The following is a 14,777-nucleotide window of genomic DNA, read 5'->3' as shown; positions in this document are numbered from 1 at the left end:
TTACATGTAACATCACATACCCATTCACGAAGACATCAGCGTGTTGGCATGAAGTACACCTGAAATGACTAACCACTCAGTTGGACGTGTATCTTGTCTACATCGCCTTTTTCAATAATCCTAATGCGACATCAACAGGCATGGGTTTAGCAAAGAAGTAGCCCTGAACTTGATCAAAGCCTATTTGTTTGGCCATATTTAAATGTTGTTGTGTTTCTATCCCTTCAGCAACGACTTTTTTACCTAGGTTTTGGCAAAGGGGGACAAGTGCTCGCAATATCTTTTCTGCACTTTCGTTTTCGAGCATTTCTTTAATGAAGCCATGGTCAAACTTGATTTTGTCAGCAGGGAAAGACTTAAGGTAGTTAAGTGAACTATACCCTGTGCCAAAGTCATCTAACGAAATTGTTATGCCCAGATCATGGAGTTTTGTGATGTTTAATTTACCACTTTGGATACTTTTCATTGCCGAGGTTTCTGTAATTTCTATATGCAATTTATTGATATCCCGACCAAGGCTTTTACTGAGTTCAACAACCCGAGTGATATAGTCATTATCATTTAAGCCATCAGTAGAGAGATTAATTGCAAGGCTGAGCTTTCCCGCATTAGAGTGTCGCCAAGCGCTTAGCAATCGGGTTGCTTCATTTAATACCCATATATCCAGCTTGGGCATAAGGTGTAGTTGTGCCAAATAGGGCAAAAATTCCACGGGTGATAGAACGCCTCTTACGGGATGTTGCCACCTCACTAATGCTTCAAACCCTTGAATATCATTTTTGTTTACGTCATAAAGCGGCTGCAAGAAGAGTATGAACTCTTGGTTTTTCAGTGCCTTACGTAACTCATTTTCAATTTCTATGGTATTACTTATTTCTGGCGTAAGATCGCTAAATACCACAGTCCTTGCGCCGCCGGCTTCCTTCGCCTGTTGAAGTGCTCGCTGAGCGTTGAGCATGACAGTTTCAGGGCTTTTGAATGGCTCTAATTTAGCGGCTCCTACACTTATATCAATATGAAAACTTTGATTGGCTAAATGAATAGTGTTTGACAACGTCTTTCTAACGCGCTCAAGCTGTTCTGGGGTGCTTGCGCTATCGTTGATTAAACACGCAAATACGTCACCGGTCAGTCGTGCTTTGGCAAACGCATTGTGTGGCATGTTCTGAAAACGAGCGGCAATCGATACAAGTACTTCATCTCCTTGTTTTACACCGCCAGCTTCATTGATTCGTTTGAACTTATCAATCCCAAAAAGCACTACTTTTAATTTATCTTCTTGTTGAGATTGAGCACTTTGCCATTGCGTAATCGCTTGCTCGAAACCCTCTCGATTGACAAGGCCAGTAAGCGGGTCATGATTTCCGAGGTAATTCAGCCTATTTCTAATGGCTTGACGTTGCTTTCGTTCCGAGTCGAGTAACCACATGACAAGTCCTAAGCCAAGCACCGAGTAAGCAAATAACTCAACCGCACCATGATAAGACACGAGAGGGCTTAATAGCTCAAAATATTGTGTCATGCTTAGCGCGCCTAACACGGTCATCTCAGTACCAAGCGCTAGAAAAGCCATAATAACCAATGCTTGACCAGAGTTTCTCAACGTAAGCGTGTTATAGAGGTAAATGGCCGCGCCTATAAAACATAAACCACCAATGATGTAACGAGAGCTGCTGCGTATAATATGCCGTATAAGCGCCCCGTCAGGGTCGAAAGCGTATATGCTTACAAAGACCATCGCGAATATGGAACATACGATAACAAGCAAGTTTTCATTGATGTTGTTATCTGAGCGTCGCTTTGTCAGCGCATAACACCCAATGAACAAATATAAAATTTGTAAGAAGCCTGCGACCATTTTAATGGCGCTAATGGCATACATACTAAGGCTATGATAAGCCAGTCCTTGAGTAGAAAGGTAAGAGAGTAATAGGCTTGATACCAAGAACATCGATAAGTAGGCAAAACTCTTTGCCCAGTAATTTAGATACGGGCGTTGGTACTGTCGAAAGTACTCCACCATGATGATGCTAATGATCATCGCACTAAGAAGTTGAAGAGTGGATATGACGGTATAAGCCATTATAAATGCAGGTTCCCACAGCTAAAATTGAGCGCAGCGCTCTACACATAACGCCACTATAACCAGTTTTTTAATGCTTACCAAGTAAACACGTCACCCATCCTTAAGCTAAGGTGTAAGCCAAGTATGAATAAAGCAAGTAAGTGATTGATATTATGAGTATTATGTTGAATCAGATGAGTTAATCGCCGAATCTAACCTTAACAGTAGTATTTTTGTTTAAGGTAATTAGCCGCTGTAACAACGCCGAATATATGCTATTAATTAACCCTATACTCGTATGGCTAAGCAGGTATTACTTAATGGTAAAGCATGAAATAGAAAAATCATTTCAAATTCTAAAAAGCACAGTGCCGCTGCTGCTTAAATACAATATTTCTGCAATACCCACAAACTATGCACTTTGGTACACCTATGTGTCTAACGATTCACCTAAATTGAATCAGGATATAGATGAAAGCTTAGAAAAAGGCTACCCCCTGTCATCCGTTAAGACAAAAGAACTATACAGAAACTATTTGTCAGAAAAGGAAGAAGTAGATGCTTGGCAAGTGCGTCAAAGCGTCGAGGCTATGTTGTTAGAATTATCGCAGTCCATGAAGGATACAAAGTCAGATACATCTGAGTTCAAAACGGTGATGGATAATCGCTTAGATAATCTAGCCAAAGTTGAAAAAGAAGGTCTATCGGTGAGTGAGGTGATGAAGCTCGTGCGCAATATGGTGAACGAGTCCCAAGCGATAAGGCAGAGCACAATCAGCTTCAGTGGCGCTTTGTTGCGAGCTGAAAAAGAGATTGAGCTGTTAAAAACGAAGCTTGAAGAAAGCCAACAAGCCGCGTTGTATGATGCGTTGACGGGATTATGCAATCGCCGTTATTTTGATTCCGAGTTAGAAAGTAAATTGGGTATCGATGTACTGTCTTTAATGCTCATTGATATTGATCATTTCAAAGTCATAAATGACACCCATGGTCATCAAATGGGCGACTTGGTGTTAAAGTCGGTTGCTAAAAAGTTGCAGACAGGTTGTCGTGACGACGCGCAAGTATTTCGCTATGGCGGTGAAGAGTTTGTGGTGCTGATACCCGGCGCTAATTTGCAAAAAGCGAGACATATTGCAGATGTGCTCAGGCGCTCGATTGAAAAGATATCAGTAAAAGATAGGCGCACCGGCAAAGTGCTTGGTGATGTCACGGTATCGGTCGGTGTCGCGCAAAAAGAGAAGGGCGAAAGCGCCGGCGACTTTATTGAACGTGCTGATAAACTGCTATATCAAGCTAAAAACCTCGGTCGTAACAGAGTGATGCCTATTAGCTAAAATCGCATTATATGTTTGAGCCAAATGCCCGCGCGATAAAGCTAGCTTTGAATCATGTAATCACAATAAGCGGTTACGCCTTATAATGCAGTTATGTATCTATGCGTAAACATTCGCTTAATCGTTCATGACCGAATGCTGATATAAGATTCTTCGTGCTTCTTTTCGAACGTCGTCGCGTGCTCTAAATTTCCATAACTTATCACGAGCAATGCGGGCACTATCTTCAATATCGACGACAGGAGCTATGTAATCGCGCTCAAGACTAAAGTCATACATCGCCGCCTCTAGCGGCGGAATATTCCATGGCGCATGTATGTATTGGTCAGGAAGCTTAGAGACTTCAGGCACCCAACGGCGAATAAATACTCCATCGGGGTCTTTATCTTCTGACTGCTTCACAGGGTTGTAAAGCCGAATGGTATTAGTGCCGGTTACGCCTGCTTGCATTTGAAATTGAGGGTAATGAATACCAGGCTCAAAATCCAAAAACTGCTTCGCAAGGTGCACGACACCAGCACGCCAATCAACATCTAAGTGATGACATAAAAAGCTGACCAGAAGGGCTCGCATGCGAAAATTTAAATATCCAGTTACTAACACTGCACGCATGCAAGCATCAATGATGGGAATACCTGTGCGACCGGCCTTCCATGCTACAAGGCGCTCCTTTGCAACAGAGGAAGTTAGATACGGATATTGCGAATACGCGCGATTTACAGGCCGATGTTCCATGTCAGCTTCCGATTCAAACTTTTGAATAAAGTGGCAGTGCCAGCTTAATCTCGCTTGAAAGGCGTTCACTGAGCGCCTCCAACCAGTGGTTTTTTCGTAACGTGTACTGAGTTGATATACCTGTTTGAGGCTAATATTACCCCACGCCAAATATGGCGACATGCGAGAGCATGTTTGCCTAGCGTCTAGCGGTTTACCAATGTTGCCAAAATAACGCTTGCCGCGGCCTTTAAAAAAATCATACAAGGTGTGCCAAGCCCTGCGTTCACCGCCTAGTTGAAAGTGTTCCTGCTTTTGTGCCCAAACGCTAGGCATGTCTTTAGCTAGCGAATCGTCTTCATACCAGCAAATATCGTTAAGGTTTGGATCAATGGTAGGGCTGGCAATGCGCTCAAACCAATGTGTGCGCCAGGTAAAACGGTCATTTAGAGGTCGCTTTACCGCGCCATAGTGTGATTCATTCCACTCAATGGCGTTTGCCTTACACCAAGATGAGACGTCTTTGTCCCGTTTATAGGTGTGCGCAAGGCCTATTTCTTGATGGCTAAATAACTCAGATATCCCGCAGTCTTTGAGCGTTTTTAATATGTCGATTGCGCTACCGTGCATCGTGATGACTTTTGCACCAAAGGGGGCAAGCTGCTCATTCATATCAATGATTGACTGATAAATAAACCGCCAATGACGAGGATCCATATGCGGATCATTAAGCATAATCGGTTCAATCATATAGATTAACAGCACGGGCTTTCCTGACGCCGCAGCATTTGCTAGGGGCGCGTGGTCACGTAAACGTAGATCTCGTTTTAACCAAACTACACTAAGAGACATAGCGACTCCGAATCGGCAACTGTATAATTATACAGTTATAACAAAGGAGATCAATTGTGATTGTTGACATCGAACTGCAGTCTAAAAGAGGAGGGCGAGTTAAACAGATATAAAAACATTCTATGAGATATTAATACTCGTCTGGGTTGAGATCTTTGAGCATGTCAGCAATATCTTCGTGTCGAATATGTTTGATATTAAGTACGTACATAATTTGTAACAACAAATCGGCGCCTAATATTCCTTTATTTATTTTATTACGTAAATTGTCTGCGCTTTGCTCTATACCAACAAATTTCAACTTGTCACTAAGCTCTTGATACTTAATACCTTTCTTGGAAAGCTCCGCTTTAAGTAAGCGTTGCACTAAGTTGCGCCAGTCGTTAGTTTTAACAGTCATAAAAAGCTCTACTCATTCGATATTAATGTAACGTATGATTCACATTAGAACATTATATTACTCAAAAGTGAAATAAATGTTTGACATTCCTTTTGCGTTCTATCTATACTTTTGTCATCAAGCTACTAGCAAGTCAGCCAAGTTGTTCTTATGATATATAACGACACTGGTTAATTTCAAACATTATGGAGATAAACGCATGGCCTGGGAGCTAGCACAATTAGCAGACATTATATCTGCAAAAGAAGGTTACGTAGTGACGCAAGAGGAAGGTTGCTTACTCATTGCAAATGAAGACGGAATTGATGCATGGCTTGCCATAAGCGGCGAACAAATCATTGTTGAGTCATTGTTATTTTCACTCGATGAAGTAAACGATTGCAGTGCCCTCAACGAAGAGATTTTACGAACGCACATGATTTTCCCGCTAACCACTATTGGGATCTCGCAAGTAAGTGGCAATGAATATTATATCGCGTTTGGCTCTCTAAGCGCGCAATCAAAACCCGAAAGTGTACTTATTGAAGTAGACACACTGTTTCAGAATGTAGAGGCTTTCTTAGATGCTTATTCAAGCTTTCTAAAAGCTTAAGTAACGAATTATTGTAAATAACCGGAGATAACCATGTCAGTTTGGAAAAAATTATTTACTGCTGTTAAAGGTTCCGCAAATGAAGCGGCGCAGGCTGTTGTAGATACGCAAGCCATTAAAATCCTTGAGCAAGAAATTAGAGAATCAAAAGAAGAGTTACGTAAGTCTGATCACGCACGTACTCAAATTTTAGCAAAGTGCAAACTCGCTCAGCAAAAAGTCGACGGCTTGAACAAATCTATTGCCGAATACGAAGAGCATGCTCGCAAAGCGATTGATACCGATCGTCAACTCGCACTGGATTGCGCGCAGCGCGTCAGCGAGCTAAAAGGTCAATTAGAAACCGAGCAGAGCTATTTAGACCAGTTTGTGCAGTCTGAAAAGCAACTTGCTGCGAACATTGGCCAGGCTAAAAACAATTTACGTCGTTTAGAACAGCAGGTGGATATGGTCAAAGCAACTGAGTCTGTTCAGCGCGCTCAGGTTGCTGTGTCATCAAGCCATTTAGGTGCGAACAGCAAAATGAAAACGGCAACTGAATCGTTGGCACGCATCCAAGAGAAGCAAAATTTGCGCAGCGCTGAATTAGAAGCAGCAGAAGAATTAGCGCAAAGTGAGTCCACCGACGACCTCGAAAAGCGCCTTGCCGGTGCAGGTATAAAAGGCGGTAAGGCGAGCGCTGATGATGAGCTTGCGCGAATCTTAGGGAAGTAACGCGTAACGCATGAAAGTATTGTAAAAGAACGCTGGCACTATTGGTGCTGGCGTTTTTTATTGGTACATTTTACATCACATTTAGCCAACAAAGAGTCTCAAAATCTCAGGGTGACATGCATGTTTAGTAAATTATTCGGTAAGAAAGAAGAAGAAAAAGCGCACCAGCCAAATGCGCCCGAAATTATGGGGCTATATTTAGGCGGCTCTTTTGAACTTGATGCGCTAAAACTCAAACTAAGCGAACCAAAGCTGAAAATCAGTGGTGCAGCCTCAAAGCACATTATCCAGGCGGTCGGAAAAGTAGCGCTTGATACTGGCGGCACGATGTTTCGATTCTACACTGACGATGATGCTTTCTTACAGGTTGTGACCGATGGTGGCGAATCAGAAAACCACATAACCGATGTAAAACTATGGTATTTTTGGGAAACCAAAACCGTCGGTGATAACGCACAATGGCAAAGCTTGATTGAGAACGGAATTTCAAAGCCAAGTTTTGAGCTCGACGGTGATACCTTTGTCAGGGTATGGGATGCCCTTGGAGACAAGTCACCACCGGTTGCGATGACCGAAACTACCTACGAAGAAGATGATGATATTAGTACTACCGATCAGTTTGTGATGCTTTATGAAAGACAAATTGGTGAAGATGAGTTTGAAGCGCTGCTCGTGGCAGGTGAAGAGAAAATTGTAGGGAACAATCACGACCGATGCTTTGTCTTAAGCACTGGTTTTGATCTTACCCCTGCGGATATAACAATAAACGGTTGAGGATAAGATAATGGATGCAGTATTGGATTCAATTGCGGGCTTAGGTAACTTTGCGCTTTATTTTGCGATTTCTATCGCGCTATTCTTTGTTTTTAAAGTGGTGTATGCCTTCGTTACCCCTCATGATGAGTGGCAATTAGTCAAAGAAGAAAAAAGTACTGCCGCTGCAATTGGCTTTGGCGGAGCGATGATTGGTTTTAGCATTGCATTAGCAGGTGCAGTCAGTAACTCAGAATTTTTAATCGATTATGTTATTTGGGGCGTGGTTGCAATTGTCGCGCAGCTACTTGCATTCGCCTTGTTAAGATTCACGTTCATGCCGAAAATTGCCGAACGCATAAAGAATAACGAAGTATCTGCTGGGATTATGCTCGGCGCTATGTCTGTTGCGGTAGGTATGATTAACGCAGCTTGTATGACTTATTAAAGGAGTACAACCTACATGGAAACTAACCAAGCAAATCAAAAGCGCAGTCGGTTTATCGATTTAGCAAAAATGCGTAAATCGTTTGCATTAAAGCCCCTCGCAGTGGGCGTGGCGGGCATCATGCTCAGTGCATGTTCAGGCTCAAGAGAAGAGGCCATTGTATTTACCAACTTAGATGAATGCACCGATACCTTCCCAGACATGCAAGCAAAGTGTGAAATAGCGTATCAGCAGGCCCTCGAAGAGGCCGCCCGCACTGCACCTAAATATAATACCGCATCGGATTGTGAACACGAGTTTGGTGCAAATCAATGCCGGCAGTATTCCAGTGGTGGTGGTTCATTCTTTATGCCGCTTATGGCGGGTTACATGATTGGTAATATGATGTCTCCACGTCCTTATTATCAGCCAATGTTTACCTCGTATTCGCGTTCCTCACCCTATCGTTACCGCTGGACGACGGCAGACGGTATGGATATTGGCGACATTTCAAAGCGTAATCACAGAGTTCGGTCTGGGGCGTTTGAGAAAAAGCCAGCAGTCACGCGTACGATATCTCGTGGAGGTTTTGGTAGTAGCGTACGAGCTAAGTCCAACTGGGGCAGCAGCAGAAGTAAGGGGTGGGGCGGCTAAATGCTTCGACTCGAAATTGCTGCCAGAGAAAACTGGCAGCAAATGGCAAAAGACTACGGTTTTTTGTTTCACACCATGTATGGCGAACCATATTGGGATGAAACCGCCTATTATCAGTTCACCCTAGAGCAAATCGAACGCGACCTTGAAGCGCCGACAGAAGAAATTCATCAAATGTGTCTGCACATTGTTGATCAAGTTGCCAACAACGACGAACTGTTGCGCAAATTTGCTATTCCAGAGGCTTATTGGGATGCAGTGCTAACATCTTGGCAGCAAAAAGAACCTTCATTGTACTCCCGCTTAGACTTTGTTTATGACGGGAAATCTCCCGCAAAACTCCTTGAAAATAACGCAGACACACCTACAAGCCTTTATGAGTCTGGTTTTTGGCAGTGGCTGTGGCTTGAAAATAACGTCGATAAACGAGTTTTGAGCACACGTGCCGACCAATTCAACTCACTTCAAGAAAAGCTTGTTAACCAGTTCAAAGTGATCGCGAATTATTATCAGATAAGCTACATGCATTTTGCATGCTGTAAAGATACCGCTGAAGACAGAGGAACCGTGCAATATTTGCAAGATTGCGCAAAAGAGGCGGGCCTCACGACATATTTTGTGTATATTGAGGATATTGGGCTAGGGGCTAATGGTGAGTTCACCGATTTGCAAGACAACGTGATATCGCATTGCTTTAAGTTGTATCCGTGGGAATTTATGCAGCGCGATGAATTTGGCCCTTATGCCATTAGTAGCAATACCGCATGGGTCGAGCCTATATGGAAGACCATACTTTCTAATAAAGCATTACTGCCGAGTTTGTGGGAGTCCTTTAAAGGTCACCCAAACCTGCTTCCGGCGTTCTTTGAATCTGATAAACATTTACTCGATTTACCTGAGCACAGCAATAGCAAGTGGGTTAAAAAGCCGCTATATTCTCGGGAAGGCGCTAATATTGAGGTCTTCAGTAAAACCAGTACAGACTTATCTTCAGATGGCCCGTATGGCGAAGAAGGGTTTATTTATCAAGCATTTACGCCGCTGCCAAAATACAATAATAACTATACCTTGATTGGGTCTTGGTTAGTGAACGACCAAGCGGCTGGCATCTCAGTGCGTGAAGATGCTTCACCCATCACTCAGGACATGTCTCGATACTTACCACACATTATTTTGTAAGGTCTAAGGTAGATGAAAGACGCGTTAGCGAAACGCAAGACGTATATCGTTACTCTATTTGTTTGCGACCAGTTAAAACAGTTAACCCTTTGTTGGGTATTGAGCAGGTATCGTCACGTTGTTTAAGGTGCTTTTAGACCGGCGCTGGCTGTCAAACAACGTTATTTTGAAATTAGATTGGCATCATTATGATGCTCAGCATTAATACTTCAGGGTATTTATTTATGTCATATGCCTATTATTACCGTCGAAATCGGGTCATATTCGTAATCATTATGCTGCTCCTTACGATTGGAGCTTGGCTATGGTTGCGCCAATCCGGCGAGGTGACTATCAGTCAAACAACAGGGGTAATAATGGAGGTAAATCAAGGCACTACGAATAGTGTGCGTACTGGTAACAATGTGACCTTTATGACTGCAAGAATCAAACTCGAGGATGGAGCAGTCATAAATGCACCGGTGTTCGGCATGAGACTTTCTCAAGGAGACCGTGTTTCAGTGATTGTTCGAACCGAATCTGACGGTGCTGCGCGCTATAAAATCAAAGCACCTTTGCTCAATTAAGGTAACGAAACTAAACCTTCCAAACAAAGTATAAACGCTATGGATTCAACCATTGCTGAATAAATTTGCGGTGAGGGTCATAAATCTGTGTTTGCTTTTCTAAATTAAATTGACGGTGACCACGAGGATCGGCGCCAACACCCGCTAAATACTGCCAATTTCCCCAATTACTTGCGACATCAAAGTCTATCAACTGTTGCTCAAAGTACGCCGCCCCATAGCGCCAGTCGAGTCCTAACTCATGTACAAAGCAGCTGGCCACTAATTGACGAGCTCTGTTTGACATAAAGCCGGTGGCGTTGAGTTGCCGCATACTTGCGTCAACTATCTCGTAGCCAGTTTCACCTAAGCACCATTGTTCAAATGCAACAGGGTCAAACAAGGTATTAGGTGGTTTTGCTTGAACGCCACCGTAATCGAAAAAAGCCGTACCGTGCTTTAGGTGTTGTAAGTGAAAGAACTCACGCCATAACAATTCAAAAAAGAGCCAATACGTTGAATCATTTGCCACTCTTTGTGATTCATACTCCTTTAGCTTAGCAAGTACCGTTCTTGGAGAAACGCAGCCGTTAGCCAAAAATGCGGAAAGGCGACTAGAAAAGTCCCAACCTTCAAAACCGTTGCGTGTTTCTTTATATGTGGCAATGCCATCGGTGCCCCAAAAGTACTCGTCAATCCTTTTTAAAGCTGCCGTTTCGCCTCCAGAGTACTTACCAAGTGGACTTGACGATGCAAAAACGTAATGCGTCAACTCAGGAAGATTAGCTATGGGGGGAGGTAATCTTGTGATCTTGGGGCAAGGTTGACATGGCTGCGTATACTTTTCCAATTTTCGGCGAGTAGGTGAGAAGGTATCGGGCATGTTTTCCAAAGTAAAGGGAAGGGTTCCTTGCGAATAAAGATAGTTACTTTCGCCTTCAATGAACGTCAACTCTGGCAATGCGGCCTTCAGAGTATGTACTTGTTGACGTTCATCCCATCCTGCGTGGGATTCGTACGAAATATGGCTAACATGTGCCCCAAGCTTTTTTAAAAGCGAAATGGGATCACCTTGCAGCACAAGCAAATCACTCCCCAAATTGCGCATTTTTTGTTGTAGCTCAAGCAAAGCACTTTCGATAAAGGCTCTGCGGTATTCGCCGAGATGATAAGCTCCCCATTGATTAAGGTGCTCCCATCGTTCATCAAACACATAAATACCGACGGAATGCTCTGCAATTTCGCTAAGTTTTGCCAGCGCCTCGTTATCGCCAATTCGTAAATCATGTCTAAACCAATGAATACCGTTAGTTTGTGCTTTCATAATGCTCCTAGAAGTCACGGTACGCTTTCACTATTGCAGCACAGAAATACCGATCGATTTATCAGATTTACTAGTATGAAACTCGAAGAATTAATTCCCCATAAAGGATTACCCGTTTATATGACCCAAAGCATTATTTGGTTTAGACAAGATTTGCGGATGAACGACAATCCAGCCCTTGTAGCCGCTTGTGAACAAGGCGACGTTATCCCCGTTTATATCGACGACGATACCGTCAGCGACATTGGGCAGCCTGGTGGTGCGTCTAAATGGTGGTTACATCATGCGTTAGAGGACCTAAGTGAATCCCTTGATAACAAACTGATTGTGCGAAGAGGCAATCCTAAAGACGTGCTTGAAGAGGTTGCAGCTGAGTATGATGCAACCCACATATTTTGGAATCGCATGTATGAACCTTGGGCACGAGAGCGTGACGCGTCCATAAAGGCGTATTTCAAAGAGCAAAATATCACGGTTAAAAGCTTTAACGGTTCTTTGCTATGGGAGCCAATGCAGGTTTTAAAGAAAGACGAAACGCCTTATAAAGTGTTTACGCCTTATTATCGTAATGGCTGTTTGAATCAGCCAGAGCCTAGATTTCCTCTGGCAAGAGCTAACGTTACACTGCATAAGAGCCTGCCTGATAATGCTAAAAACGACATTGCAGCCTTAGCATTGTTACCCACAATCCCTTGGGATGAATCAATAAGCAAGCAATGGACGGTATCCGAAAAGGCCGCAGGTAGTAAATTACATTGGTTCATCGATAATGCTGTCAATAAATATGCTGATGATCGCAATTTGCCTTCTGTGCGCGGTACATCGCAACTTTCTCCCTACTTACATTTTGGGCAAATTTCTCCTAACCAGGCTTGGTATGCGATTCATGACGCCTTTCAAGGCAATGTATCGGGAAGAGGTGTAGATACCTACCTCAGCGAACTAGGTTGGCGTGAGTTCTCGTATTATCTGCTATACCACTTTGACGATTTTCAAACACAAAACTTCAACCGTAAGTTTGATAAGTTTGAATGGCGTAAGTCACCAAGCGATTTAAAAGCGTGGCAAAAAGGTAAAACCGGCATACCCATAGTAGATGCCGGTATGCGCGAGTTATGGCAAACAGGATACATGCATAATCGCGTGCGCATGATTGTTGGCTCATTTTTAGTCAAAAACCTGTTGATTGACTGGCGCGATGGTGAGCGTTGGTTCTGGGATTGTTTGGTCGACGCCGATAGCGCGAGTAACTCTGCTGGTTGGCAATGGGTTGCGGGTACCGGTGCCGATGCCTCACCTTACTTTAGAGTATTTAACCCAGTATTGCAGGGTGAAAAGTTTGATAAAGAAGGGGAGTACGTTAAAAAGTATTGCCCTGAACTAAGCAAAATGCCAAAAAAGTATATTCATCAACCGTGGGCGGCACCTTCTGACGTGTTGTCTCAGGCAAATATTACGCTTGGCAAAGAGTATCCTGAACCACTGGTGGATTTGAAAGCATCTCGCTTACGTGCTTTAGATGCGTTTAATGACATAAAGGGCGGGTAAGATGAGCAAACTTTGCTTAGTGCTCGGTGATCAACTGAGCCTCGATATGTCTTCAATCCAGTCAATTGATAAGCAAAAAGACCGTATTTTAATGGCCGAAGTAAAGCAAGAGGCCACTTATGTTAAGCACCACAAGAAAAAGATCGCATTTATTTTCTCGGCAATGCGACACTTCGCACAGCAGCTAGACGCTAATGGCTATCAAGTTGACTATATCAAGTACGACGACGCAGAAAATGCAGGGAGTTTGCTTGAACAAGTGAAAAAAGCTTGTCGGCAGCATGACATTAGCGAAGTTACGGTTGCTCAACCAGGCGAATACCGTCTCTTGGAAGACATTAAACAGTGGGAAGAGGAACTCAACATTCCGGTTAAGATTACGCCAGATAATCGATTTATGGCAGAGCAATCCTTTTTCCACGATTGGGCCGAAGGGCGCAAGCAACTGCGCATGGAGTACTTTTATCGAGAGATGCGCAAAAAACACAATTATCTGATGGAGTCTGGTCAACCCACTGGCGGAAAATGGAACTACGACAATCAAAACCGTGAAAAAGCACCTAAAAACTTAGATATTCCATCACCAACAGTGTTTGAACGCGATGATATTACCAATGAGGTCATTGCATTAGTAAAGGATAGTTTTTCAGAGCACTTCGGCGACCTTGACGACTTCCACTATGCCGTAACACGTAAGCAAGCTCTGGTTGTATTAGAAGAGTTTATTGAGCATAGGTTGCCAAAGTTTGGTCAGTACCAAGACGCCATGATTGAAGGTGAGCCTTGGATGTATCACTCCCACGTAAGTTTTTACATCAACACCGGTTTATTAAGCCCTCAAGAATGCATGGATGCTGCTGAACAGGCATATGCAAGTGGGCAAGCGCCGCTAAACTCAGTCGAGGGCTTTATTCGCCAAATTTTAGGGTGGCGGGAATATGTGCGCGGGTTTTATTGGTATTTGATGCCCGATTACAAAGAAAAGAACTACCTATCTGCCTCTCGTGCATTGCCTGATCTCTACTGGGGCGCAGAGACAAAGATGAACTGCCTTAAGCAATGCGTAAAAGAAACCAAAGAAAACGCTTATGCGCATCATATCCAGCGTTTAATGGTGTTGGGGAACTTTGCCTTGCTTGCGGGGCTTGACCCTGACCAGGTAAACGAATGGTATTTAATAGTATATGCCGACGCATACGAATGGGTAGAACTGCCCAATGTCAGCGGCATGATATTGTTTACCGATGGCGGTTTACTGGCAAGCAAGCCATATGCAGCGAGCGGTGCTTACATCAATAAAATGTCTGACTACTGTCGAAACTGCGAATACAGCGTGAAAGAGAAAACAGGGCACCAAGCTTGTCCGTTTAACTATCTGTATTGGGACTTCTTAATTCGACATCAAGACGTACTCGGGAAGAATCCGAGAATGGGGATGATTTACAATACTTTGAAAAAAATGGACGAAACGAAGGTGTCACACATGCAACAAGACGCTGAGGCATTTTTTGAGAAGCTAGCGAACAATGAAAAAGTCTAATTTGCCGCAAAAAACCTGCCCTGTGTGTCAGCTTCCATTTACCTGGCGTAAAAAGTGGGAGCGTAACTGGGACGAAGTAAAATATTGTTCAGAGCGTTGCCGGCGCAACAAACAAAGCGCAGTTTAACACTAA

At 43.4% G+C, this 14,777-nt stretch carries 15 protein-coding genes; 11 read left to right on the top strand and 4 right to left on the bottom strand.

The features are described 5' to 3' along the window. Positions 1–97 precede the first annotated feature (97 nt). A complete protein-coding gene (locus KJ365_RS02205) occupies positions 98–2,083 on the bottom strand; it encodes a putative bifunctional diguanylate cyclase/phosphodiesterase (RefSeq protein ID WP_214449971.1) in 1,986 nt (661 codons plus the stop codon). Between the two features lie 302 nt (positions 2,084–2,385). Between KJ365_RS02205 and KJ365_RS02200 the strand changes: the two genes are divergently transcribed. Further along, on the top strand, positions 2,386–3,402 hold the full coding sequence (locus KJ365_RS02200; RefSeq protein ID WP_214449970.1) for a GGDEF domain-containing protein: 1,017 nt from the start codon (positions 2,386–2,388) through the stop codon (positions 3,400–3,402). Between the two features lie 117 nt (positions 3,403–3,519). Here KJ365_RS02200 and KJ365_RS02195 read toward each other — a convergent pair whose 3' ends face one another. Together KJ365_RS02195 and KJ365_RS02190 are read right to left on the bottom strand one after the other, a co-directional pair. Next, positions 3,520–4,968 carry a cryptochrome/deoxyribodipyrimidine photo-lyase family protein gene (locus KJ365_RS02195; protein WP_214449969.1) on the bottom strand — a complete coding sequence of 483 codons (1,449 nt, stop codon included), beginning with the start codon at positions 4,966–4,968 and terminating at the stop codon, positions 3,520–3,522. A 130-nt stretch (positions 4,969–5,098) separates the two neighbouring features. Then, positions 5,099–5,368 (bottom strand): DUF6471 domain-containing protein, encoded by a 270-nt coding sequence (locus KJ365_RS02190; RefSeq protein ID WP_214449968.1) that lies wholly within the window; start codon positions 5,366–5,368, stop codon positions 5,099–5,101. 199 nt (positions 5,369–5,567) lie between these two features. Here KJ365_RS02190 and KJ365_RS02185 point away from each other — a divergent pair, with 199 nt between their 5' ends. The 7 genes from KJ365_RS02185 (at position 5,568) to KJ365_RS02155 (ending at position 10,253) form a co-directional block, all read left to right on the top strand. Then, positions 5,568–5,960 (top strand): DUF2170 family protein, encoded by a 393-nt coding sequence (locus tag KJ365_RS02185; protein ID WP_214449967.1) that lies wholly within the window; start codon positions 5,568–5,570, stop codon positions 5,958–5,960. A 33-nt stretch (positions 5,961–5,993) separates the two neighbouring features. After that, positions 5,994–6,674, top strand: coding sequence for a PspA/IM30 family protein (locus tag KJ365_RS02180; protein ID WP_214449966.1), 681 nt, complete (start codon positions 5,994–5,996; stop codon positions 6,672–6,674). Positions 6,675–6,794: 120 nt separating this feature from the next. Next, entirely contained in the window at positions 6,795–7,448 is a 654-nt protein-coding gene (locus tag KJ365_RS02175; RefSeq protein WP_214449965.1) for a YjfK family protein, read from the top strand. A 10-nt stretch (positions 7,449–7,458) separates the two neighbouring features. Next, positions 7,459–7,875, top strand: a complete 417-nt coding sequence (locus KJ365_RS02170) for a DUF350 domain-containing protein (protein ID WP_214449964.1) — start codon at positions 7,459–7,461, stop codon at positions 7,873–7,875. Between the two features lie 15 nt (positions 7,876–7,890). Beyond that, positions 7,891–8,508, top strand: coding sequence for a DUF1190 domain-containing protein (locus KJ365_RS02165; protein WP_214449963.1), 618 nt, complete (start codon positions 7,891–7,893; stop codon positions 8,506–8,508). Next, on the top strand, positions 8,509–9,687 hold the full coding sequence (locus tag KJ365_RS02160) for a glutathionylspermidine synthase family protein (RefSeq protein ID WP_214449962.1): 1,179 nt from the start codon (positions 8,509–8,511) through the stop codon (positions 9,685–9,687). Between the two features lie 224 nt (positions 9,688–9,911). Next, positions 9,912–10,253 (top strand): hypothetical protein, encoded by a 342-nt coding sequence (locus KJ365_RS02155; protein WP_214449961.1) that lies wholly within the window; start codon positions 9,912–9,914, stop codon positions 10,251–10,253. Between the two features lie 37 nt (positions 10,254–10,290). On the opposite strand, the gene KJ365_RS02150 is transcribed toward KJ365_RS02155, so the two are convergent. Beyond that, a complete protein-coding gene (locus KJ365_RS02150) occupies positions 10,291–11,556 on the bottom strand; it encodes a DASH family cryptochrome (RefSeq protein ID WP_214449960.1) in 1,266 nt (421 codons plus the stop codon). Positions 11,557–11,631: 75 nt separating this feature from the next. On the opposite strand from KJ365_RS02150, the gene KJ365_RS02145 reads away from it, so the two are divergent. Genes KJ365_RS02145 through KJ365_RS02135 form a run of 3 tightly spaced genes read left to right on the top strand, consistent with a single transcriptional unit; the run spans position 11,632 to position 14,771 of the window. Beyond that, positions 11,632–13,104 carry a cryptochrome/photolyase family protein gene (locus KJ365_RS02145; protein WP_214449959.1) on the top strand — a complete coding sequence of 491 codons (1,473 nt, stop codon included), beginning with the start codon at positions 11,632–11,634 and terminating at the stop codon, positions 13,102–13,104. Between the two features lies 1 nt (position 13,105). Then, on the top strand, positions 13,106–14,644 hold the full coding sequence (locus tag KJ365_RS02140) for a cryptochrome/photolyase family protein (RefSeq protein ID WP_214449958.1): 1,539 nt from the start codon (positions 13,106–13,108) through the stop codon (positions 14,642–14,644). Continuing rightward, positions 14,631–14,771 (top strand): DUF2256 domain-containing protein, encoded by a 141-nt coding sequence (locus KJ365_RS02135; RefSeq protein ID WP_214449957.1) that lies wholly within the window; start codon positions 14,631–14,633, stop codon positions 14,769–14,771. Before KJ365_RS02140 ends, KJ365_RS02135 begins: the two co-directional genes overlap by 14 nt. Positions 14,772–14,777 lie beyond the last annotated feature (6 nt).

Origin of the sequence: Glaciecola sp. XM2 (genome assembly GCF_018595715.1) — a bacterium.
Classification (GTDB): domain Bacteria; phylum Pseudomonadota; class Gammaproteobacteria; order Enterobacterales; family Alteromonadaceae; genus Glaciecola.
This window is presented reverse-complemented; position numbering and strand designations above follow the sequence as displayed.

Bases quoted from the DNA above. Each gene is read 5' to 3' on its own strand.
- KJ365_RS02205 (WP_214449971.1), bottom strand. From the start codon at position 2,083: ATGGCTTATACCGTCATATCCACTCTTCAACTTCTTAGTGCGATGATC.
- KJ365_RS02200 (WP_214449970.1), top strand. From the start codon at position 2,386: ATGGTAAAGCATGAAATAGAAAAATCATTTCAAATTCTAAAAAGCACA.
- KJ365_RS02195 (WP_214449969.1), bottom strand. From the start codon at position 4,968: ATGTCTCTTAGTGTAGTTTGGTTAAAACGAGATCTACGTTTACGTGAC.
- KJ365_RS02190 (WP_214449968.1), bottom strand. From the start codon at position 5,368: ATGACTGTTAAAACTAACGACTGGCGCAACTTAGTGCAACGCTTACTT.
- KJ365_RS02185 (WP_214449967.1), top strand. From the start codon at position 5,568: ATGGCCTGGGAGCTAGCACAATTAGCAGACATTATATCTGCAAAAGAA.
- KJ365_RS02180 (WP_214449966.1), top strand. From the start codon at position 5,994: ATGTCAGTTTGGAAAAAATTATTTACTGCTGTTAAAGGTTCCGCAAAT.
- KJ365_RS02175 (WP_214449965.1), top strand. From the start codon at position 6,795: ATGTTTAGTAAATTATTCGGTAAGAAAGAAGAAGAAAAAGCGCACCAG.
- KJ365_RS02170 (WP_214449964.1), top strand. From the start codon at position 7,459: ATGGATGCAGTATTGGATTCAATTGCGGGCTTAGGTAACTTTGCGCTT.
- KJ365_RS02165 (WP_214449963.1), top strand. From the start codon at position 7,891: ATGGAAACTAACCAAGCAAATCAAAAGCGCAGTCGGTTTATCGATTTA.
- KJ365_RS02160 (WP_214449962.1), top strand. From the start codon at position 8,509: ATGCTTCGACTCGAAATTGCTGCCAGAGAAAACTGGCAGCAAATGGCA.
- KJ365_RS02155 (WP_214449961.1), top strand. From the start codon at position 9,912: ATGTCATATGCCTATTATTACCGTCGAAATCGGGTCATATTCGTAATC.
- KJ365_RS02150 (WP_214449960.1), bottom strand. From the start codon at position 11,556: ATGAAAGCACAAACTAACGGTATTCATTGGTTTAGACATGATTTACGA.
- KJ365_RS02145 (WP_214449959.1), top strand. From the start codon at position 11,632: ATGAAACTCGAAGAATTAATTCCCCATAAAGGATTACCCGTTTATATG.
- KJ365_RS02140 (WP_214449958.1), top strand. From the start codon at position 13,106: ATGAGCAAACTTTGCTTAGTGCTCGGTGATCAACTGAGCCTCGATATG.
- KJ365_RS02135 (WP_214449957.1), top strand. From the start codon at position 14,631: ATGAAAAAGTCTAATTTGCCGCAAAAAACCTGCCCTGTGTGTCAGCTT.